Origin of the sequence: Streptomyces sp. ID05-26A, from assembly GCF_033794685.1 — a bacterium.
Taxonomy (GTDB): domain Bacteria; phylum Actinomycetota; class Actinomycetes; order Mycobacteriales; family Pseudonocardiaceae; genus Lentzea.
In genome coordinates, this window is the sequence record NZ_JARAYZ010000004.1 from 12,003 (window position 1) to 32,615 (window position 20,613).

The 20,613-nt window shown below is 69.4% G+C and carries 21 protein-coding genes, 1 pseudogene and 1 riboswitch; of the genes and pseudogenes, 13 read left to right on the forward strand and 9 right to left on the reverse strand.

Annotated elements, in window-relative coordinates:
• Window positions 1–51: 51 nt before the first annotated feature.
• The 3 genes from PV646_RS31235 to PV646_RS31245 are packed head-to-tail and all read left to right on the forward strand — an operon-like array spanning window position 52 to window position 2,245.
• Window positions 52–1,119: a sensor histidine kinase gene (locus PV646_RS31235; RefSeq protein ID WP_500345893.1), complete on the forward strand. Its 1,068-nt coding sequence runs from the start codon at window positions 52–54 to the stop codon at window positions 1,117–1,119.
• Window positions 1,116–1,745, forward strand: coding sequence for a response regulator (locus PV646_RS31240; RefSeq protein ID WP_500345894.1), 630 nt, complete (start codon window positions 1,116–1,118; stop codon window positions 1,743–1,745). The genes PV646_RS31235 and PV646_RS31240 overlap by 4 nt, the downstream gene beginning before the upstream one ends.
• Entirely contained in the window at window positions 1,745–2,245 is a 501-nt protein-coding gene (locus tag PV646_RS31245) for a DUF6368 family protein (RefSeq protein ID WP_500345895.1), read from the forward strand. Before PV646_RS31240 ends, PV646_RS31245 begins: the two co-directional genes overlap by 1 nt.
• Window positions 2,246–2,304: 59 nt before the next feature.
• Here the strand turns inward: PV646_RS31245 and arc are convergent, their stop codons facing one another.
• A complete protein-coding gene (arc, locus tag PV646_RS31250) occupies window positions 2,305–4,104 on the reverse strand; it encodes a proteasome ATPase (RefSeq protein ID WP_093587965.1) in 1,800 nt (599 codons plus the stop codon).
• A gap of 724 nt (window positions 4,105–4,828) precedes the next feature.
• On the opposite strand from arc, the gene PV646_RS31255 reads away from it, so the two are divergent.
• The gene (locus PV646_RS31255) at window positions 4,829–5,671 is read left to right on the forward strand and encodes an Rv0361 family membrane protein (protein WP_500345896.1); all 843 of its coding nucleotides are present in this window, start codon (window positions 4,829–4,831) and stop codon (window positions 5,669–5,671) included.
• Between the two features lie 40 nt (window positions 5,672–5,711).
• Complete coding sequence (locus PV646_RS31260; protein ID WP_500345897.1) at window positions 5,712–6,575, forward strand: hypothetical protein; 864 nt, start codon at window positions 5,712–5,714, stop codon at window positions 6,573–6,575.
• Window positions 6,576–6,631: 56 nt separating this feature from the next.
• On the opposite strand, the gene PV646_RS31265 is transcribed toward PV646_RS31260, so the two are convergent.
• Together PV646_RS31265 and PV646_RS31270 are read right to left on the reverse strand one after the other, a co-directional pair.
• Window positions 6,632–7,459, reverse strand: coding sequence for a tRNA (adenine-N1)-methyltransferase (locus PV646_RS31265; RefSeq protein WP_500345898.1), 828 nt, complete (start codon window positions 7,457–7,459; stop codon window positions 6,632–6,634).
• 12 nt (window positions 7,460–7,471) lie between these two features.
• Window positions 7,472–8,590: a site-2 protease family protein gene (locus tag PV646_RS31270; protein WP_500345899.1), complete on the reverse strand. Its 1,119-nt coding sequence runs from the start codon at window positions 8,588–8,590 to the stop codon at window positions 7,472–7,474.
• Window positions 8,591–8,673: 83 nt separating this feature from the next.
• Between PV646_RS31270 and PV646_RS31275 the strand changes: the two genes are divergently transcribed.
• The 3 genes from PV646_RS31275 (at window position 8,674) to PV646_RS31285 (ending at window position 11,013) form a co-directional block, all read left to right on the forward strand.
• Entirely contained in the window at window positions 8,674–9,519 is an 846-nt protein-coding gene (locus PV646_RS31275; protein WP_500345900.1) for a RecB family exonuclease, read from the forward strand.
• Window positions 9,519–10,289, forward strand: coding sequence for a thioesterase family protein (locus tag PV646_RS31280; protein WP_500345901.1), 771 nt, complete (start codon window positions 9,519–9,521; stop codon window positions 10,287–10,289). Before PV646_RS31275 ends, PV646_RS31280 begins: the two co-directional genes overlap by 1 nt.
• Before the next feature lie 109 nt (window positions 10,290–10,398).
• Window positions 10,399–11,013: a phosphoribosyltransferase gene (locus PV646_RS31285; protein WP_500345902.1), complete on the forward strand. Its 615-nt coding sequence runs from the start codon at window positions 10,399–10,401 to the stop codon at window positions 11,011–11,013.
• Here the strand turns inward: PV646_RS31285 and PV646_RS31290 are convergent.
• The 4 genes and pseudogenes from PV646_RS31290 to PV646_RS31305 all read right to left on the reverse strand — a co-directional run.
• On the reverse strand, window positions 10,974–11,285 hold the full coding sequence (locus tag PV646_RS31290; protein ID WP_500345903.1) for an antibiotic biosynthesis monooxygenase family protein: 312 nt from the start codon (window positions 11,283–11,285) through the stop codon (window positions 10,974–10,976). The two genes, PV646_RS31285 and PV646_RS31290, sit on opposite strands and share 40 nt — an antisense overlap.
• Window positions 11,282–12,142 carry an ATP phosphoribosyltransferase gene (hisG, locus tag PV646_RS31295; protein WP_500345904.1) on the reverse strand — a complete coding sequence of 287 codons (861 nt, stop codon included), beginning with the start codon at window positions 12,140–12,142 and terminating at the stop codon, window positions 11,282–11,284. Before hisG ends, PV646_RS31290 begins: the two co-directional genes overlap by 4 nt.
• Before the next feature lie 15 nt (window positions 12,143–12,157).
• Complete coding sequence (locus tag PV646_RS31300; RefSeq protein ID WP_500345905.1) at window positions 12,158–12,439, reverse strand: phosphoribosyl-ATP diphosphatase; 282 nt, start codon at window positions 12,437–12,439, stop codon at window positions 12,158–12,160.
• 225 nt (window positions 12,440–12,664) lie between these two features.
• Window positions 12,665–12,892, reverse strand: a pseudogene (locus PV646_RS31305) (zinc ribbon domain-containing protein); the annotation flags it as partial.
• A gap of 50 nt (window positions 12,893–12,942) precedes the next feature.
• Between PV646_RS31305 and PV646_RS31310 the strand changes: the two are divergent.
• The 4 genes from PV646_RS31310 (at window position 12,943) to PV646_RS31325 (ending at window position 15,376) form a co-directional block, all read left to right on the forward strand.
• Window positions 12,943–13,593 (forward strand): (2Fe-2S)-binding protein, encoded by a 651-nt coding sequence (locus tag PV646_RS31310; RefSeq protein ID WP_500345906.1) that lies wholly within the window; start codon window positions 12,943–12,945, stop codon window positions 13,591–13,593.
• Window positions 13,594–13,641: 48 nt separating this feature from the next.
• A riboswitch (cobalamin riboswitch) is annotated at window positions 13,642–13,816 on the forward strand.
• A 33-nt stretch (window positions 13,817–13,849) separates the two neighbouring features.
• Complete coding sequence (locus tag PV646_RS31315) at window positions 13,850–14,038, forward strand: CbtB domain-containing protein (protein WP_093588538.1); 189 nt, start codon at window positions 13,850–13,852, stop codon at window positions 14,036–14,038.
• Between the two features lie 22 nt (window positions 14,039–14,060).
• Window positions 14,061–14,819, forward strand: a complete 759-nt coding sequence (locus PV646_RS31320) for a CbtA family protein (protein WP_500345907.1) — start codon at window positions 14,061–14,063, stop codon at window positions 14,817–14,819.
• Window positions 14,819–15,376, forward strand: a complete 558-nt coding sequence (locus tag PV646_RS31325) for an SMI1/KNR4 family protein (RefSeq protein WP_500346504.1) — start codon at window positions 14,819–14,821, stop codon at window positions 15,374–15,376. Before PV646_RS31320 ends, PV646_RS31325 begins: the two co-directional genes overlap by 1 nt.
• Here PV646_RS31325 and PV646_RS31330 read toward each other — a convergent pair.
• Both PV646_RS31330 and metH read right to left on the reverse strand, forming a co-directional pair.
• Window positions 15,373–16,029: an HAD family hydrolase gene (locus tag PV646_RS31330; protein ID WP_500345908.1), complete on the reverse strand. Its 657-nt coding sequence runs from the start codon at window positions 16,027–16,029 to the stop codon at window positions 15,373–15,375. The two genes, PV646_RS31325 and PV646_RS31330, sit on opposite strands and share 4 nt — an antisense overlap.
• Entirely contained in the window at window positions 16,022–19,561 is a 3,540-nt protein-coding gene (gene metH / locus PV646_RS31335; protein WP_500345909.1) for a methionine synthase, read from the reverse strand. Before metH ends, PV646_RS31330 begins: the two co-directional genes overlap by 8 nt.
• A gap of 48 nt (window positions 19,562–19,609) precedes the next feature.
• On the opposite strand from metH, the gene PV646_RS31340 reads away from it, so the two are divergent.
• Complete coding sequence (locus tag PV646_RS31340) at window positions 19,610–20,509, forward strand: PAC2 family protein (RefSeq protein ID WP_500345910.1); 900 nt, start codon at window positions 19,610–19,612, stop codon at window positions 20,507–20,509.
• Window positions 20,510–20,613: the final 104 nt, after the last annotated feature.

The following is a 20,613-nucleotide window of genomic DNA, read 5'->3' on the forward strand; positions in this document are numbered from 1 at the left end:
TCGGACCCAGGTCCGAGGCAGCCGGGCACCGCACTCGTTACCGTCGACGCCGTGATCGCGAGACTGCACCTCTACCTGGTCGACCTGGCCGCCGCCGTGGTGATCGGCATCCTCGTCGGCTACGCCATGGTGGAGAACCAGGACAAGCCGTGGTGGCTGGTGCTGCCGGGCGCCGCACTGGTCGCGCTGCCCGTCGCGGTGCGCCGCCTGTGGCCGGTGACCACGCTGGTGATCACCACGCTCGCGACGGTGGCCGTGGTGATCGGCCAGTTGCTCCCGGTCCAGGCGCTCGGTGCCCCGGTCGGCGCGATCTGCTTCGCGCTCTACACCGTGTCGGTGGAACGCCCCCAAGCGTGGTCACTCGCCGGCCTGGTCGCCTCCGTCATCGCCACCTCCGGCGTCTCCGGAGGCGAACCGGAGACCCTGCTGGTCGGTTTCGCGGTGCTCGGCGCGGTGTGGGTGATCGGCTACACCACCCGGCTGCGCCGGTCGATGCTCGAGCGGGAGACGACCCAGCAGGCCGAGCAGGCGCTGGCCGACGAACGCCTGCGCATCGCCCGTGAACTGCACGACGTGGTGGCGCACAACCTGTCGTTGATCGCCGTGCAGGCAGGCAACGCCGCACACGTGCGGTCACCCGAGCACGCCTACGAGGCGTTGCAGGTCATCTCGGAAACGAGCCGTGCGGCACTCACGGAGATGCGCGGCCTTCTGGGCGTGCTGCGCGCCGACGCCGACCTCCGTCCCTCCCCCGGCCTCGACGGGCTGCCCGAACTGGCCGACCGAGCCTCGCTGGCGGGCGTGCGCGTGACCCTGGAGGTGCGCGGCGACACCGCCGTACCGGAGGGCATCGGACTCTCGGCGTACCGGATCGTGCAGGAGGCGCTGACGAACGTCGTGAAGCACGCAGCCCCCGCGTCGTGCACCGTCCTGGTAGACGTGACACCGGAAGCCGTCCGCGTCGACGTGGCGGACGACGGGCCTGGGGTGAGGGAGCTCGGAGTGGGACACGGCTTGATCGGCATGCGCGAACGCGTGGCCGTCTACGGCGGCACGTTCACCGCGGGCCCCGGTCCCGACGGTGGTTTCCGGGTCGTCGCGGAACTGCCGCACCGATGACCCGCGTGCTGATCGCCGACGACCAGGCGTTGCTGCGCGCCAGCTTCCGGTTGCTGGTCGACAACGAACCGGACCTCACCGTGGTGGGCGAGGCGGGCACCGGCGCCGAGGCGGTCGCGCTGGCCGCCTCCCTGGAGCCCGACGTCGTGCTGATGGACATCCGCATGCCCGAGATGGACGGCATCGAGGCCACCAGGCTGCTGGACGGCCCGCGTGTGCTGGTGCTGACGACGTTCGACCTCGACGAGTACGTCTTCGGGGCGTTGCGGGCCGGTGCGTCGGGTTTCCTGCTGAAGGACACGCCGCCCGCCGAGTTGCTGGCAGCGATCCGCGTGGTGGCGTCGGGTGAGTCGCTGCTGTCGCCGACCGTCACACGGCGGCTGATCTCGGAGTTCGTCCGGCAGCCTGCCGCGCCGGTGGTGCGCGGGCTGGAACGGGTGACGGAGCGGGAGAGGGAGGTCCTGCTGCTGATCGCGCGGGGGCTGTCCAATGCCGAGATCATGGCCGAGCTGCACGTCAGTCCCGGCACGGTGAAGACGCACATCGGGAACCTGCTGGCGAAGCTGCACGCCCGCGACCGGGCGCAGCTGGTGATCGCGGCCTACGAGTCCGGCCTGGTGCGCTGATGCCCGGCCCGACGCTGGTGGTCGAACTGGCGGAACCCCTGTCCGAGACCGCGCTGCGCGAGTTGGAGGCGTTCGTGCGCCGGCACACCACGCGCTTCGAGCGGCCGCGCGCCTGGTTCTTCGACGTCAGCATCTCCCTGGGGCACGACGAAGCGCGCCCGTTCCTGATCCACCTCCTTCGGCAGGGCGACGACGTCTTCGAGGCGGAGCACGCCGACGAGCACGAGGTCGAGGAGGTGCTCGGCTTCAAGCCGGTCCAGGCCGTGAACATCAGCGCGGGCTGCAACGCCCACTCCGACCACATCGCCGCAGCGCTGCTCACCGCAGCGATCATGGACGTCGTCGGCGGCGTGGCCAGCGCAGAACTCCTGGCTGGGCAGGTGGTCACCGGGTTGCCGGGCGTTCTCGGTGTCACTGCGGGCACGTACCCGACGGCGCTCGGGACGGCGGAGTTCCTCAGGGCGTGGGTCGCGCAGCCCGGCTTCCGGCTGCTCAAGTAGCCGGGAACGCGAACCGCCCCGGCCGCGAGAAGCGACCGGGGCGGTTCGGTGAAACAGCCTTACAGGTACGTGCCGGTGTTCGTGGCCGTGTCGATCGCGCGGCCGGCGTCCTGGTTCTTCCCGGTGACGAGCGTGCGGATGTAGACGATCCGCTCGCCCTTCTTGCCCGAGATGCGAGCCCAGTCGTCCGGGTTCGTCGTGTTCGGCAGGTCCTCGTTCTCGGCGAACTCGTCGAGGATGGCGGCCTGCAGGTGCCGGACGGAGAGTCCGGGCTGCTTGGTGTCCAGCAGCGACTTGATCGCTGCCTTCTTCGCCCTGTCGACGATGTTCTGGATCATGGCGCCGGAGTTGAAGTCCCGGAAGTACAGGACCTCCTTGTCACCGTTCGCGTAGGTGACCTCCAGGAACCGGTTGTCCTCGGACTCCTCGTACATGCGCTCCACGGTGTGCTGCACCATGCCCTCGATGCAGGCCTTCGGGTCCCCGCCGAACTCGGCGAGGTCGTCGGCGTGCAGCGGGAGGTTGGGCGTCAGGTACTTGTTGAAGATGTCCTTCGCGCCCTCGGCGTCGGGCCGCTCGATCTTGATCTTCACGTCGAGCCGGCCCGGGCGGAGGATCGCCGGGTCGATCATGTCCTCGCGGTTGGAGGCGCCGATGACGATGACGTTCTCCAGGCCCTCGACGCCGTCGATCTCGGCGAGGAGCTGGGGCACGATCGTCGTCTCGACGTCGGACGACACACCCGAACCACGGGTGCGGAAGATCGAGTCCATCTCGTCGAAGAACACGATCACGGGGGTGCCGTCGGACGCCTTCTCACGAGCCCGCTGGAAGATCAGGCGGATGTGCCGCTCGGTCTCACCGACGAACTTGTTGAGGAGCTCGGGGCCCTTGATGTTGAGGAAGTAGGACTTGGCCTGCTTGTCGGTCTCGCCGCGGATCTCCCGCACCTTCTTGGCCAGGGAGTTCGCCACCGCCTTGGCGATGAGCGTCTTGCCGCAACCGGGAGGGCCGTAGAGCAGCACGCCCTTGGGCGGGCGCAGCTCGTACTCGCGGAACAGGTCGGCGTGCAGGAACGGCAGCTCCACGGCGTCGCGGATCTGCTCGATCTGCCGGGAGAGGCCACCGATGTCGCTGTAGTCGATGTCCGGGACCTCCTCGAGCACGAGGTCCTCGACCTCGGCCTTGGGGACCCGTTCGTAGGCGAAACCCGCCTTCGAGTCGACCAGCAGCGAGTCGCCGGGCTTCAGCGGCGAGTCGAGCAGCGGCTGGGCGAGCCAAACCACCCTCTCCTCGTCCGCGTGGCCGACGACCAGCGCACGCGAGATGGTGTCCAGACCGTCGTCGTCGGTCAGCACCTCCCGCAGAGAGCAGACCTCACCGGAACGCTCGAACCCGCCGGCCTCGACGACCGTGAGCGCCTCGTTCAGACGGACGGACTGGCCGTAGGCGATCTTCTCCGGCTCGACCGCGGGGGACACGGCTACGCGCATCCTGCGGCCGGACGTGAAGACGTCGACGGTTCCGTCGTCGAAACGTGCCATGAAGACGCCGTACCCGCTGGGCGGTTGCGCCAGCCGGTCGACTTCCTCACGTAGCGCGAGCAGCTGGCTTCGTGCTTCGCGGAGGGTGTCTATGAGCTTCGTGTTTCGCTCGGTCAGCTGGCTGACGCGCTCTGTCGCCTCAGCCAAGCGCTGCTCGAGCAACCGCGTGTGCCGCGGGGACTCGGTCAGCTTGCGACGCAACGACGCGATCTCGTCCTCGAGGAACCTGATCTGCGCAGTCAGCTCAGCAGAATTGTTGCCCTGGTTCAGCTCGCCACCCTCATCGGGTTGGCTGCCGGGATGACCGTGCTGCATGTCGGCACCCTCCTCCCGTGTTCGTACCGATTACGGTACCGGCGATCACCGACAAAATGGGGTACTCACAACATCATCTTCGCTCGTGTGGTGCAACGGTGAACCCTCCAACAGAGGTCAACTGCTCCATCTCGGTGTCCGGTCCGGCCGCCCACCCGCTACGGTGCGTCTCAGAAACCACGACCGGCGAGTCGCGTCGCGACACGCCAAGCGACCTGCGAGAAGTCCGAGGAGAGGGCCATGGGAGCACCTGTGCGGGCACCCGGCCCCCACGCTCCGCGACCACCCTCGGGCGACGGTGGACACGCCTGGTACGGCTCACGGCCCGGCGACGGGCGGCGATCCGCCGTCGTCCCACCAGGTGGACCAGCGCTTGGTCCGTTCGGCGGTCACGCACCGCAACCCACCCCGTTCGTGTCCGTCGGAGGGTCTGCGCGAGCAGGCCTCCGGGCCGACCGGACGGCGTGCGGCCAACCGGGTGGTTCCGCCGACGCGACCGGCGCACCACCCCGACAGCGCAGAGCATCGCACTCGATTTCCGGTCGAGTTGCCACAATCGTTATCAGACACGGCCTTCGCGCGACCGGAACGCAACTCCAGCGCGACTTCAGACCGTGTGCATAACCACTCGTGCGTGTCGATAGACATCATTCGCCCGCGAGTCGCCAGGCGAAGCACCACAATGTCCAGAGAAAGATCACCTAGTCCGAATCGGGGAGTTTCGATGACCTACCCGCCGCAGCAGCCCGGGCCCTACGGGCAGCAGCCGCAGCCCGGTGGACCGTACGGGCAGCAGCCGCCGCAGCAGCCGGGTCACGGCCAGCAGCCCCAGCCCGGCTACGGCCAGCAGCCGCCTCCCAGCTACGGCCAGCAGCCCGGCCAGTACGGCCAGCCGCAGCAGGACCCGTTCGGCCAGCAGGGACCGCAGAGCGGCGGCTTCCAGCAGCAGGGCCAGTACGGCCAGCCCGGCCCCTACGGCCAGCCGCAGGGCCAGCCCGGTCAGTACGGTCAGCAGCCGTTCGGCCAGCCCGGCGGGTTCGGCGGTCCCCCGCCCAAGAAGAGCAACACCGGCCTCATCGTCGGTGTCCTCGTCGGCGTCCTGGTGCTCGTCGGCGGTGGCGCGACTGCTGTGTTCCTGACCTCGGGTGACAGCTCGAACAGCTCCAGCAGCTCGTCGTCGGACTCCGGCGCCGGCGGTGGCGACGCCGCCGAGGTCAAGAACGTCGCGAAGGAGTACTTCGCGATCAACAACGACATCGACAAGGCCTCGAAGCTCGCCTGCAAGGAGGTCATCGACGAGGCCAAGGCGATGCAGGAGAAGTTCAAGGACCTCCCCGCCGAGCAGCGCAAGGCGGCCGAGGAGCTGGCCAAGTCGCTCAAGCCCAAGGTGACGGTCGGCGACGCGACCGTGTCCGGTGACCAGGCGACCGTGAAGGTCAAGATCGAGATGTCCTTCGGCGGCGAGAGCAAGACCACGGACACCGAGGTCAAGTTCAAGAAGATCTCCGGCGACTGGAAGTACTGCACGCTCGCCGCGGAGGCAGGCCAGGTCCAGCCGCCCAAGTGACCTGCAGCCGGATTCGCACACCTTCTTCGGGGGAACTTCGATGACCTACCCGCCACAGCAACCGGGGCCCTACGGCCAGCAGCCGCCCCAGCAACCCGGCTACGGCCAGCAGCCGCCGCCGGGGTACGGGCAGCAGCCCGGCCAGCCCCCACAGCCGGGGTACGGCCAGCAGCCCGGCCAGTACGGCCAGCCCCAGCAGGACCCGTTCGGTCAGCAGGGACCGCAGAGCGGCGGCTTCCAGCAGCAAGGCCAGCAGGGTCAGTACGGCCAGCCCGGCCCTTACGGCCAGCAGCAGGGCCAGTACGGCCAGCAGCCCTACGGTCAGCAGCCGTTCGGCCAGCCCGGCGGGTTCGGCGGCCCTCCGCCGAAGAAGAGCAACACCGGCCTCATCATCGGCGTCGTCGTCGGTGTGCTGGTGCTCGTCGGCGGCGGCATCACGGCCGTGGTCCTGCTCTCCGGCGACAAGTCGGACAGCACCACCGCCGCGCCGACGGCCGCCAGTTCGGACCCGACGGGCGGCAGCTCGAAGCCCGCCGCGCCGTCGTCGAAGAGCTCGTCGAGCGGCGGCGACAGCGACGCGGAAGACGTCGCCAAGGACTTCACCGAGCGGATCCTGAAGGGCGTCCACGCGGGCAACAGCACCCCGGACGACGTCAAGGACATCGTGTGCTCGGCTGAGTTCCCCAAGCTCAAGAAGCAGTCCGCCCCGGCGAACCCGAGCATCAAGGCCACCGTCACGGAGGTCAAGACGTCGGGCAGCACCGGCACGTTCAAGCAGACCCTCACCGGCCTGCAGGACCCGGCCAACCCGGGCAAGGTCGCGTCCGGCGCGATCATCTACAAGCTGACCAAAGAAGGCGGCGACTGGAAGGTCTGCGGCATCGACAAGCTCGAAGGCAACTGACCTGACGCCGAGGGGCCCGCACTTCACTGAAGTGCGGGCCCCTCGGCGTTGGCGGATCAGCCCTTGCTGGGACGGCGCTGCGGCCGGGGCGCCGTCACGCCCTCCGCGAGCCTGCGCGTGGTCAGCAGGAACGCGGTGTGCCCGATCATCCGGTGCTCCGGACGCACGGCGAGACCGACGACGTGCCACGGGCGCACGAGCGTCTCCCACGCGTGCGGCTCGGTGAAGCACGTCATCTCCCGCAGCGCCTCGGTGACCACGGAGAGCTGCGTGGTGGTGGCGACGTAGACGACGAGGACGCCGCCCGGGATGAGGTTCTTCGCGATCGTGGGAAGGACCTCCCACGGCGAGAGCATGTCGAGGATGACCCGGTCGACCTCGCCCTCGTGGTTCTTCACGTCGTCGACGGTGATCGACCAGTTGCCGGGGCGCTCGCCGAAGAACGTCTCCACGTTGCGGATCGCGTGGACCGCGTGGTCGTCACGCACCTCGTAGGACTGGACGCTGCCCTTCTCCCCCACCGCGCGCAGCAGCGAGCACGACAACGCACCGGAGCCCGCGCCCGCCTCCAGCACGCGCGCGCCCGGGAAGATGTCGCCGTACATGCAGATCTGCGCGGCGTCCTTCGGGTAGATCACCTGCGCGCCACGCGGCATCGACAGCACGTAGTCCGGCAGCAGCGGGCGCAGCGCCAGGAAGTTCGTGCCGCCCACCGACGCCACGACCGAGCCCTCGGGCTGACCGATCAGCTTGTCGTGCGGGATGGCGCCGCGGTGGGTGTGGTACTCCTTGCCGGGCTCCAGAACGACGGTGTAGTGCCGTCCCTTGGGGTCGGTGAGCTGAACCCGGTCACCCGGCTGGAACGGTCCACTTGCGCTAATCACCGCGCAATGGTGTCAAACGCCCTTCTCGATGGCCGCACGCAGGTCCTCCCTGCGCAGCACACCCGCCGGGCGGCCCTCCAGGTCGACGACGAGGAACTGCCACGCGGCGGTGCCCTGGACGCGTTCGACGATCTCCTCGCCGGGCTCGTCGGAGAGCAGCACGGTCTCGGGCAGGATCGGCTCGGCGGCCTGTTCCGCGGGCGCGAACGGGCTCGACGCGGCGAGCTTCTCGGCCGCCTCGGTGTCGAGCAGCCCGGCCGCGACGCCGTCCGCGCGCACCAGCACCACTCCACGTCCGGCCGAGGTGCTCAGCGCGTCCGCGACGGGGCTCTCCGCCGGCAGCTGGAGCACCGGGCGGATCAGGTCGGCGAGCGTCAGACCGGCAGGCCACGTACGACGCTTCTCGCTCGCCAGTTCGCTCCTGGCGCCGGCGACGACTCCCCACGCCGTGATGACGCACACGCCGAAGCGCAGCCAACGGTCCTGGGCACCTTCCGCGACGCCGTACAGCGCCCACGCCACCAGTGCGATGGCCACGGCGATACCGCCTACCACGGCGACACGCGTGCCCATCGCCCGTTGGCCTGTCACGGCCCACACGCCGGCCCTGACGATCCGGCCGCCGTCGAGCGGCAGGCCGGGCAGGAGGTTGAAGATCGCGACGGCGGCGTTCGCGGCGGCGAGCTGGAAGACCAGCACCCACACGACGCCGTCCTGCCGCATGACCATCGCGCCGAGGCCGAACACGATCGCCAGCCCGACGGACACGACCGGCCCGGCACCGGCGACGGCACCCTCGTGGCCGGGTTTGGTGGGGGTGCGCATGATCTCGGTCGACCCGCCCAGCAGGAACAGGTGCAGTCTCCTGACCGGCAGGCCCAGCCGCAGTGCCGCGACGCAGTGGCCGAGCTCGTGCGCGAGCACCGACAACCCCAGGAAGAGGGCGAGCAGCACGGCCATCAGCAGTCCGACGCCCGGCGGCGTGCCGGGGGCCAGGTCGTCGACGAACGGCGCGTAGAACGCCACCACGATCGCCGAGCCGATCCACCACGACGGCGCGAGCAACACCGGGATGCCCGCCACCCGGAACAGCAGCAGGCCGCCCACTCGATCACTGATCCGCGCGGCCACGGAAGCACTGTAGAGCCGGTGGTGTGATCTCGCGGTCTGGTGCGGGTCCGGGAATGTCAGACCCCTGTCCTATGGTGCGAACCATGAGCACCACGTTGCGCAGGCCCGCGCTCTCGCCTTCCCGGGCAGGGGACTTCAAGCAGTGCCCGCTGCTCTACCGGTTCCGCGCGGTCGACCGGCTGCCGGAGAAGCCGACGAAGGCGCAGGTGCGCGGCACGGTGGTGCACGCGGTGCTGGAGGACCTGTTCGCGCTGCCCGCCGCCGAGCGCGTGCCCGACCGCGCGCGCTCGATGATCGAGCCGGCCTGGGAGCGCGTGAAGGCCGAGCGCCCGGAGTTCGCGTCCCTGTTCGAGGTTCCGGGCAGCGCCGAGGAGGTGGAGTGGCTCGCGTCCGCCACGAAACTGCTCGACGGCTACTTCGGCCTGGAGGACCCGACGCGCTTCGAGCCCGAGTCGCGCGAACTCCTGGTGGAGTCCGAACTGCCGTCCGGCGTGCTGCTGCGCGGCTACATCGACCGGGTGGACGTGGCCCCGACGGGTGAGATCCGCGTCGTGGACTACAAGACCGGCGCCGCGCCCCGCGAGGTGGGCGAGGCGAAGGCGTTGTTCCAGATGAAGTTCTACGCGCTGGTGCTGTGGAAGCTGCGCGGCGTCGTCCCCCGCCAGCTGCGCCTGATGTACCTGGCCGACCAGCAGGCCCTCGCCTACACCCCGGACGAGGGCGAACTGGCCCGCTTCGAGCGCACGCTCGACGCGATCTGGCAAGCCATCATGCGCGCCGCGCCGACGGGCGACTTCCGCCCCAACCCCGGCCGCCTGTGCGACTACTGCGACCACAAGGCGTTCTGCCCGGCGTTCGACGGCACCCCGCCGCCCTACCCCGGCTGGCCGGAGCCCGACGACACCGAACCCCTCCAGGACCGCGACTGATGGAGGCCTTCTACCTGCCCCTGGGCGCCGACAAGTTCCGCTCCACGCCGCACACCGTCGGCCCGTGGGGCCCGGACAGCCAGCACCTGGGCCCGCCCTCCGCACTGCTGGTGCGCACCCTGCTGGCCCTGGGCACCCCGTCGTCCGCATTGGCGCGCGTCACGTTCGACGTGCTGGGCCCAGTACCGGTGGCCGACCTGACGGTGTCCACTTCGGTCGAACGCCCCGGCCGCTCGGTGGAACTGCTCGCGGCTTCCCTGTCCTGCGAAGGCCGCACCGTGCTGACGGCGCGGGCGTGGCGCATCGCCGGCTCGGACACGACGTCCGTGGCAGGCGGCGAGGTCCCCGCCCTGGCACCACCGTCCTCGGCCGCGCCGATGGAGATCCCGGAGCACTGGGGCGGCGGCTACCTCGCCGCGGTCGAATGGCTTTCCCTGTCAGGCGGCATCTTCACGCCGGGCGACGCCCGGGTGTGGGCCCGCCCGCGCGTGGCCGTCGTCGAGGGCTCCGAACCGTCACCGGAGGAACGCCTGTTCGCCGTCGTCGACTCGGCGAGCGGCGTCTCGTCCCGTGTGGACATTCGCAAGTGGTACGCCATAAACACCGACCTGACCGTCCACCTGCACCGCCGCCCCGTCGGCGAGTGGGTGGGGATGGACGCGCGGACGACCATCGGGCCGGACGGGGTGGGGCTCGCGACCAGCGTGGTGCACGACGTGGAGGGGCCGGTGGGCGCGACGGCGCAGGCGCTGTTCGTGCGCGAACGCTGACCCCGGGAGTCGGGTGGACGGTGCCGCGTGGTCCAAGCGGTCAAACGACGGCACCACCCGTCTTCCGTCTCGCGCCCGCGGACGAGGTGCGCGTAGCGTCAACGGGACTGTGAAGAGGTTCGCGAACCGGCAGGAAGCGGGCCGCGCCCTCGCCGCGCGACTCGCAGACCTCCCCTGGCACGACCCATTGGTCCTGGGCCTCCCCCGAGGCGGCGTCCCGGTGGCCAGGGAGGTGGCGAACCACCTCAACGCCGAACTCGACGTGGTCGTCGCACGCAAGATCGGCGCCCCGGGCCACCCCGAGTACGGCGTCGGCGCCGTCACCGCGGACAGCGAGCCCATCTACGACCCGAGAGTGCTCAAAGCCCTGGACCTCACCGAGGAACAGCTGGGCCGCGCCTGCGACGCAGAACGCGAAGAAGCCCGAAGGCGCACCACCCTCTACCGCGGCGACAAACCGCTGAGCCTCCAGGACCGCGACGTGATCCTGGTGGACGACGGCCTGGCGACCGGCGTCACCGCCAGAGCGGCACTCCACTGGATCGCCCAGCGCGAACCGCGCAGCGTCACCCTGGCCGTCCCGGTGGCGGCGAGGGAGTCGCTCAGGACCTTCAGGACGCGGGTGATCGCCGTCCTCACGCCGAAGCACTTCGGCGCGGTCAGCCGCTGGTACGAGAGCTTCGATCAGACCACGGACGAAGAGGTGCTCAGCGCGCTCTCGTAGTGCGACACCACCGGGAACGGTGAGTAGAAGCGGTGCAGCAGCGAAGACCACCGCTCGTACGTCGGTCCCTGCCGGAAGCCGACGGTGTGCGCCTCCAGCGAGTCCCAGCGCACCAGCAGCAGGTAGCGCGCCGGCGTCTCCAGGCACCGCAGCAGTTCGAGACCGCGGAAGCCCGGCGAGGCGGAGATCAGCTCCCGCGCCTCGCCGAACGCCCACTCGAACTCTTCTTCGGAACCCGGCAGCACGTCCAGCAGGGCGTGCTCGGTTATCACAGCCGGCAGAACCTGATGTCCGAGGCCAGCACGGCCTTGGCACCGATCGCGGCCAGCTCGTCCATCACCTTGTTCGCCTCCTTGCGCGACACCATCGCCCGCACGGCCGCCCAGTCCGGGTTGGCCAGCGGCGCGACGGTCGGCGACTCCAGGCCCGGAGTGAGCGCGATCGCGGCGTCGAGGATCGAACGCGGGCAGTCGTAGTCGAGCATCAGGTACTGCTGCGCGAACACGACACCCTGCAGACGGGCCGTCAGCTGCTTCTTGGCCGCGGTGACCTCGGAGCCGTTGCGGTGGATCAGGATCGCCTCGGAGTCGCAGATCGGGTCGCCGAACGGCACCAGGTCGTGCTGCTTGAGCGTCCGGCCCGAGCCCACCACGTCGGCGATCAGGTCGGCCACGCCCAGCTGGATCGAGATCTCCACGGCACCGTCGAGGCGGATCACCTTCGCGGTGATGCCCCTGGCCTTGAGGTCGCGGCCCACGAGCTTCGGGTACGCGGTGGCGAGGCGCTTGCCCTCGAGGTCCGAGACCTTCCAGTCCGTGCCGCGAGGCCCGGCGTAGCGGAAGGTCGACCCGCCGAAGCCGAGCGCCAGCAACTCCTCGACGGAGGAGCCGTTGTCGTCGGCACCGGAGTCGGCCGCGAGGTCACGGCCGGTGATGCCGAGGTCGAGGTCGCCGGACGCCACGTAGATCGCGATGTCCTTGGGGCGCAGGAAGAAGAACTCGACCTCGTTGTTCGGGTCGAGCACGGTCAGGTCGCGGGGCTCGTGCCGCTGCCGGTACCCGGCCTCGGTGAGCATGGCGGAGGCGCGTTCGGCGAGCGCGCCCTTGTTCGGGACTGCTACGCGCAGCATGTGGAAGTCTTTTCGTCAGAGGTACTTGTAGACGTCTTCGAGGGTGAGCCCACGGCCCAGCATGAGCACCTGGAGGCGGTAGAGCAGCTGCGAGATCTCTTCGGAGAGCTTCTCGTCGGACTCGTACTCGGCGGCGATCCATACCTCGCCCGCCTCCTCCAGGACCTTCTTCCCCTGCGCATGGACCCCGGCCTCGAGCGCGGCGACGGTGCCGGATCCCTCCGGCTTGGTGGCGGCTCGTTCGGTCAGTTCAGCGAACAGGGAATCGAAGGTCTTCACGGCTCCACATCCTCCCATCCCGGCGCCCCCCGTCCACACCGCGGTCACATCTGTCCCGGCCCGTGGACGTGATCTGTCCTGCATGGACCCGGTAGCTTGACTGTCCCCTACCTCAGAAGAGTGAAGACGGGGTTCCTGCTTCACAGCTGACTGCGGAAGGGCGGGCCCTCGCCGTCTGACATCAGCTCCACAGGCTTCACCCGAGTCGCCTCGGGCTACGACTCGACCAGCCGCAAGGATGTTCTTCGCCGCGTTCAGGTCCCGATCGTGCCGGGTGCGACATTCTGGGCACGTCCAGTGCCGAGCCGACAACGTCAACTCAACAAGCAAATGCCCGCACTCTGAGCAGGTCTTGCTACTGGGGTACCAGCGATCGACGACTCTGATCGAACGACCAGCGCGTTGCGCCTTGTACTCCAGCATCATGCGGAACTCACCCCACGCCACATCGTTGATGGAGCGAGCCCTGATCGGGCCTTCTCGTCCTCCGCCGGAAGATCCACCCGGTAGCGTGAACTTCCGTGTCTGAGTTCGCCGAGGTCCTCGAAGCCCTGCGCAGGGTGCGTGGAATCAACCCGTTCTTCGCTCTCGACGTGGGCCGTCCGGACGAGTCCTGGCTACCGGGAACAGCACTCCTGGAGGGCCCGGCGCTCAAGAACACCATCGACGCCATCGCGATTCGGTACAAAGCGGAGGAACCACGCGTCGCCGCCAGCCTGTTCTTCCTGAGCTACACGGCCCGGCTGCTCAGTCCGCTCACGGCCGCGAACATCCCGATCGACGTGCGGCCGGAGAACCTGTGGTGGCGGCACGACGCCACGAACGGCCTGAGCGTCCGCATCGACCAGCCACGACTGGGCCCGCCCGCCGCCGAGGCGCTCGCCCCCGTGGTGGAGGCGGTCCAAGCGGTCACCCCGGTCGCGAGCGGACTGCTGTGGGGCAACGCGATGTCGAACGTCGCGGGTGCCCTCAAAATGGTTGTCCGCGCACGCATGCTGACCGCCGAGGAAGCGGAAGAACGCGGCGAACGGCTCATGAGCGCACCGCCGTTCGAACAGGCGGGAGAATTCCTGACTTTTCCCGGCGAGGTCACGTTCCGGCGTCGGTCGTGTTGTCTCTATTACCGCGTCGCCCCAGGTGGGAAGTGTGGTGACTGTCCACTCGTGAAGTGAGGAACGCAACAACTCTTATGGCCGGTTGTGCTTAACGTGCCGCTCAACTTACGGTGCACCCGCCGCAGTGACGGGAAGCCGGTGAGAATCCGGCGCGGTCCTCGCCACTGTGACCGGGAAGCGATCCCCGCCGAGCACGTCACTGGTCCCCGCCGGGACTGGGAAGACGCGGGGGCAGCGTTGATCCGGGAGTCAGGAGACCGGCTGCGGCGCCGCAAGGAGAGTTGACCTTCCACGAGGTATGGAGGAGCCCGTCATGACGAGCCCCGCAGCAAGCCTGTCCGCCGTCCGCGTGCCCAAATGGGCCTTCGCCGTCTCTGTGCTCGGCCTGATCGTCACGTACCTGGTCCTGCAGGAGAACGGTCTCGCGCTCGGCGCGGGTTCCGAATTGCTGCACGAGTTCTTCCACGACGGCCGCCACGCCCTCGGCGTTCCCTGCCACTGATCCGATTCCGCAGATCAAGCAGATGACGACGACGTACAAGTCGCTTGCCCTGCGCGGGATCGCGGCCGGCGGTATCGCCGGTGTCGCGTCCGCGCTGGTGCAGCTCCTGGTGACCGAGATCCCGATTCGCGCCGCGCTCGCGGTCGAAGAGGCTCGCGCACCCGCCGGTGAGGAAGCCGGCCATTCCCACGGTGGCGAGGACGAACTCGTCAGCCGCGGCGCCCAGATCATCGGCGGCATGCTCGGCGTGGTGATCGTCGGCATCGCCGTGGGCCTGGTGTTCGCCACGGCCTACGCGCTGTCGAAGCGCTGGTTCGCCGGCAGCACGCCGTTCAGCCGCAGCTTCACGTTCGGTGCCGCGGTGTTCGGCGCCGTGGCGCTGCTGCCGTGGCTCAAGTACCCGGCCAACCCGCCCGCCGTGGGCGACCCCGAGACGGTGAACTACCGGACCGCGCTCTACCTCGGTGTGGTGGTGGCCGGCCTGGTGATCGTGTGGGCCGCGAGCTGGCTCGCCGAGCAGCTGCGCGCGCAGTCGCAGCCGGTGCGGACGACGGCCGTGCTGCTCGCGGTGGCCGCGGCCACCGCGGTGGTGCTGCTGGCGTTCCCCGCGCCGCCGGACACGATCCCCGCGGACATGCCGGTGAACGTGCTGTGGCAGTTCCGCCTCAGCTCGCTCGCCCAGCTCGCCACGCTCTACGTCGGCATCGGCGTGGTGTTCGGTCTGCTGGTGGATCCGGCCACGCGCAAGGCGAAAGCCCCCGAGAAGGCGGCCGTCGCGTGATGGTGTGGGGTGGCCGCGAGGCCACCCCGCCCACCCGACCGTGGGAACGCATCCACAACTGGTTGCGCGTCAACGCGTCCCGCACCTTCGACCAGATCACGGCCGCTCCCGGGGCGACTGATCTCTGGCGCCTCACCGGCGCCGAGAACCTGATCCCGGCGCGGTACACCCCGTTGTCCCCAGAGGATTCCCAGCGGGAACGAAAGAGGAAGCGGACACACCTCGAAGTCGAGGCGGAACCGGCGGGCACGACGTCGGGAACATTCCTCGAGGAGTTCGTCCCGATCGCCGCGGACGGCATGGGCGACTACCTGTTCATCGACGAACGCCCGGGTCCGGAGTCCGGGTGCGTCCGCGAGTGGGACGTGGACGAGGGCAGCCGGCTGCCCTCGCTCTGGCCGAGCCTGTCCGCGATGCTCACGGACATCGCGGACTCCCTCGACACCGGCGAACCGGCTCTCCGCGGGCACGCGGCCAGGGCAGGGTTCTTCACGGTCTCCGTGTACGTGCCCGAGGTGCACGACGCCAGACTCAGCTGGCAGCGAGTCCGGCCCTAGAGCGCACGCAGGACCTCGACGTCCACCCCGACGAGCGACTCGCGGAACACCCGCCGCTCTCCTGTCGGCACCTCGACGTCGCAGGGCACCACGAGCACGGTGCACCCGGCGGCCACCGCGGCGGCGACACCGGTGGGCGAGTCCTCGATCGCCACACACCGAGCGGCGTCCACGTCCAGCAGCCGGGCGGCCTTCAGGTACGGCTCGGGCAGCGGCTTGTTCAGCCCGTCCACCTCGTCCCCGCACACGGTCACGTCGAACAGGTCCCGCCCGATCGTGTCCAGCGCGACCTCGGTCAGCGACCGCTCGGTGGACGTCACCAACGCCATCGGCACACCCGACGCACGCACCGCGCGAAGAGCCTCCTGCGCGCCCGGACGCCACGGCAGCCCGGCGCGGAAGACCTCCTCGGTGCGGCGGGAGATCCACGCGGCGCCGTCGGCCATGTCCGCCTCGGTGGGCTCGATGCCGACGTCGGCGAACAGCAGGCGCATCGTGGTGGGCACGTTGCTGCCGACCATCTGCTCACGGGTGTGGAGCGTCAGCACCCCGCCGAGCTTCTCCGCGTACTCGTAGAGCGGGATGTCCCACAGCTTCTCGGAGTCCAGCAGCGTTCCGTCCATGTCCCACAAAACAGCGTGCAGGTCAGACATTGAAGTACTTCGCCTCCGGATGGTGCGCCACGAAGGCGTCGGTGGACTGTTCCGGGTGGAGCTGGAGTTCCTCGGACAGGGTGACCCCGATGCGTGCCGGGTCGAGGAGTTCGACGACACGCCTGCGGTCTTCCATCTCGGGGCAGGCGCCGTAGCCGAACGAGTAACGGGCGCCGCGGTAGCCGAGCTTGAAGTACTCCTCGACGGTGGCGGGGTCTTCGGCGGCGACGGTGCCGCCGGTCGGCCAGACGAGCTCCTCGCGAACCCGCTTGTGCCAGTACTCGGCCAGCGCTTCGGTGAGCTGGACCCCCAGTCCGTGGACTTCCAGGTACTCACGATACGCGTTCTTGGCGAACAGTTCGTTCGCGTGGTCGGCGATCGGCTGGCCCATGGTCACGAGGTGGAACGCGATCACGTCGACCTCGCCGGCCTCCTTCGCCCGCCAGAAGTCGGCCAGACACAGCCGCCGATCCCTTTTCTGGCGCGGAAAAGTGAACCGGAAGCGCTCGGCCGCGTCCACCGAGGGCTCTTCCAGAACGATCAGATCATCGCCGTCGGAGACGCACGGGAAGTAGCCGTGGACGACGGCGGCGTGGGCAAGAACACCTTCCGTGGCAAGGCGTTCCATCCAGTAGCGCAGCCGCGGCCTGCCCTCGGTCTCGACCAGCTCGTCGTAGGTCGGGCCGCCACCGCGCGTGCCCTTCAGCCCCCACTGGCCCATGAACGTCGCGCGCTCGTCCAGCAACGCGCTGTAGTCCGCGACCGGGATGCCCTTCACCACGCGGCTGCCCCAGAACGGCGGCACCGGGATCGGGTTGTCCCGCGCCACGTCGGAGCGGCCGGTCACGACTTCTTCTTCTCCCGCAACGGCTTTGCGCGCCGCCGCGATGCGCAGCGACCGTTCGCGACGGGCCTTGCGCTCCAGCACCCTCGCCTGGGCCTCGGAATCCACCAGCGGGGTCTCGCCGCGCTTGGCCGCCATGATCGCGTCCATCAAACGCAGGCCCTCGAAGGCATCGCGGGCGTAGCGGACGTCGCCGAAGTACATCTCCGTCAGGTCGTTCTCGACGTACGCGCGCGTCAGTGCCGCACCGCCCAGCAGCACCGGCCACCGCGCGGCGACACCCCGGGAGTTCATCTCCTCGAGGTTCTCCTTCATGATCACGGTCGACTTGACCAGCAGTCCGGACATGCCGATCGCGTCCGCGCGATGTTCCTCGGCGGCCTCCAGGATCGTGGTGATCGGCTGCTTGATGCCGATGTTCACGACCTCGTAACCGTTGTTGGACAGGATGATGTCGACGAGGTTCTTGCCGATGTCGTGGACGTCGCCCTTCACGGTGGCGAGCACGATCCGGCCCTTGCCGCCGTCGTCAGACCGTTCCATGTGCGGTTCGAGGTGCGCGACGGCGGTCTTCATCACCTCGGCGGACTGCAGCACGAACGGCAGCTGCATCTGGCCGGAGCCGAAGAGCTCGCCGACCGTCTTCATGCCCGCGAGCAGCGTGTCGTTGATGATCTGCAACGCCGGGCGCTCGTCCAGAGCGGCGTCCAGGTCGGCTTCCAGGCCGGTGCGCTCGCCGTCGACGATGCGGCGCTGGAGGCGTTCGAACAACGGCAGCGCGGCCAGTTCCTGGGCACGCGTGGCGGAGTTCGACTTCGTCGTGACGCCCTCGAACAGCTCCATCAGCCTCTGCAACGGGTCGTAGCCCTCGCGTCGGCGGTCGTGGACCAGGTCCAGCGCGACGGCGCGTTGTTCGTCGGGGATGCGCGCCATCGGCACGATCTTGGACGCGTGCACGATCGCGGTGTCGAGTCCCGCCTGCACGCATTCGTGCAGGAACACGGAGTTCAGCACCTGGCGCGCGGCCGGGTTGAGTCCGAAGGAGACGTTCGACAGACCCAGAGTCGTTTGCACGGAGGGAAAACGACGCTTGAGCTCGCGGATCGCCTCGATCGTCTCGATGGCGTCGCGGCGCACCTCCTCCTGGCCGGTGGAGATCGGGAACGTCAGGCAGTCGACGATGATGTCGCCGACGCGCATGCCCCAGTTCGTCGTCAGGTCCTCGATCAGCCGGGTGGCGACGCGGACCTTCCACTCGGCCGTGCGGGCCTGACCCTCCTCATCGATGCACAGCGCCACGACCGCCGCGCCGTGCTCGGAGACGAGCCGCATGATCTTCTGGAACCGGGAGTCCGGGCCGTCGCCGTCCTCGTAGTTGACGGAGTTGACCGCGCACCGGCCGCCGAGGCACTCCAGACCGGCCTGGAGCACGCCCGGTTCGGTGGAGTCGAGCATGATCGGCAGCGTCGACGCGGTGGCCAGGCGGGCGGCCAGCGCGCGCATGTCCGCCTCGCCGTCGCGGCCCACGTAGTCGACGCACAGGTCGATCAGGTGGGCTCCCTCGCGCGTCTGGTCCCGCGCGATCTCGATGCAGTCCTCCCACTTCTCCGCCAGCATCGCCTCGCGGAACGCCTTGGAACCGTTGGCGTTCGTGCGTTCGCCGATCATCAGCACCGAGGCGTCCTGCTTGAACGGGACGGCCTGGTACAAAGAGGACACTCCGGGTTCCGGCCTCGGCCGCCGCGACGACGGACCCAGGTCTCGCACCGCCTCGGCCACCTGGCGCAGGTGCTCGGACGTCGTGCCGCAGCAGCCACCGACGAGCCGCGCGCCGAACTCGCGAACGAACCCGGCCAGCGCCTGGGCCAGTTCCTCCGGTGACAACGGGTAGACCGCGCCGTGCGGCCCCAGTTCGGGCAGACCGGCGTTCGGCATCACCGACAACGGGATGCGCGCGTGCTTCGAGAGCGTCCGCAGGTGCTCGCTCATCTCGGCCGGGCCGGTGGCGCAGTTCAGGCCGATGAGGTCGATGCCGAGCGGCTCCAGCGCGGTCAGCGCGGCGCCGATCTCCGAACCCAGCAGCATCGTGCCGGTCGTCTCGACGGTCACCTGGGCGATGATCGGGACGAACCGGCCCTCCGCCGCCATCGCCCGTTTCGCGCCGACGACGGACGCCTTGGTCTGCAGCAGGTCCTGCGAGGTCTCGACGACGACCGCGTCCACACCACCGACGAGCAGGCCCTTGCACTGCTCCTGGTAGGCGTCGCGCAACGTCGCATAAGGAGCGTGGCCGAGCGTCGGCAGCTTGGTCCCGGGGCCGACCGACCCGAGGACGAACCGGGGCTGTCCGGGAGTGCTGAACTCGTCCGCGACCTCGCGTGCGAGCGCCGCACCGCGTTCGGACAGGTGGAAGATCTGGTCCGGAATGTCGTACTCGGCCAGGTTCGCGAGGTTCGCGCCGAACGTGTTCGTCTCCACGGCGTCGCAACCGACTTCGAGGTAACCGCGGTGCACGGCCTTCACGACGTCCGGACGGGTGACGTTCAGGATCTCGTTGCAGCCCTCCAGACCGGTGAAGTCGTCGAGGGAGAGGTCGGCGGCCTGGAGCATGGTGCCCATGGCTCCGTCAGCGACCACGACCCGGTTCACCAGCGCTTCCAGCAACGGCGACTCTCCGCGATCCCGCATGGGCCAAGCCTACGATGAGTTGACTGGCCGAACCCGTAGTCTGGCGCCGTGAACGATCCGTCCCAGGAATCCCCGACCCCCTCGAACCCGCGCATCCCGCTCACGGCTCCGATCATGGTCTGTGCGTTCGAAGGCTGGAACGACGCCGGCGACGCCGCCAGCACCGCGATCGAGCACCTGCAACTCACCTGGGACGCCACCCCGCTCGCCGAGATCGACCCGGACGACTACTACGACTTCCAGGTGACGCGCCCGAGCGTGCGCCTGGTCGACGGGGTCACCCGCAGGGTCGACTGGCCGACGACGCGGCTGTCGGTGTGCCGGCCTCCCGGTTCTGACGTGGACGTGATCCTCGTGCACGGCATCGAGCCGAACATGCGGTGGCGCAAGTTCGCCGCCGAACTGCTGGGCCACATCGACGCCCTCGGGGTGACGACCGTGGTGACGCTGGGCGCGTTGCTCATGGACACGCCCCACACGCGCCCGGTCCCGGTGACCGGCACGGCCTACGACGCGGACGCCGCCGAGAAGTTCGGCCTGGAGCACTCGAAGTACGAGGGCCCGACCGGCATCGTCGGCGTGTTCCAGGACGCGTGCGTGCAGGCGGGCATCCCGGCGATCTCGTTCTGGGCCGCCGTGCCGCACTACGTCTCGCAGCCGCCCTCCCCCAAGGCCACGCTGGCCCTGCTGCACCGGGTCGAGGAGGTCCTCGACATCGAGGTCCCGCTCGGCGCGCTGCCGGAGCAGGCCGAGGAGTGGGAGCGCACGGTCTCCGAGATGGCCGACGAGGACGAGGACGTGCGCAACTACGTGCGTGCCCTCGAGGAGCGCGGCGACGCGGCCATGCAGATCACCGAGGCGTCGGGCGACGACATCGCCGCGGAGTTCGAGCGCTACCTGCGCCGTCGCGGGCGTGGTCCGGGCTGGCCGTCCGCCGGTCCGCGCTAGCGGCCACCTTCACGCAGGTCAGGAGCCGTCTCGGTCATTTCGACCGGGACGGCTTTTTCACGCTTCCGAGTGATCGAGCCCAGGTTTCCAGATGCCGAGGAATG